This is a genomic window from Arthrobacter sp. E3, from assembly GCF_017353415.1.
Lineage (GTDB): Bacteria > Actinomycetota > Actinomycetes > Actinomycetales > Micrococcaceae > Specibacter.
In genome coordinates, this window is sequence record NZ_JAFMPX010000150.1 from 1 (window position 1) to 255 (window position 255).

Here is a 255-nt window from a genome sequence, read left to right on the forward strand (position 1 = left end):
AATTTTTCAAGTCGGGCGGTACCAGCGGGAGTTAGGCTGCTTGTTTTTCGGGTGTTTCCTTGGGTTGGTTTATCCAGGCAGGGCCGGGTAGGTCAAGAATTTTGGGGTCGGCGTTTTTGTTGAAACGATTCGGGTTTTTTGCCCGTGCTGCGGCGAGTGTTTCCGAGCGTTGTGCAGCGACTTCCTCGGCCAGCCCGTAGTGGACATTTGCGGGTGTGTGGAAGCCGATTCCTGAGTGCTGGTGGTGATGGTTGT

At 54.9% G+C, this 255-nt stretch carries 1 pseudogene; it reads right to left on the minus strand.

The window, feature by feature from the left end:
- Positions 1-31 precede the first annotated feature (31 nt).
- Positions 32-255 (minus strand): annotated as a pseudogene (locus JMA46_RS17020) (IS3 family transposase); the annotation flags it as partial.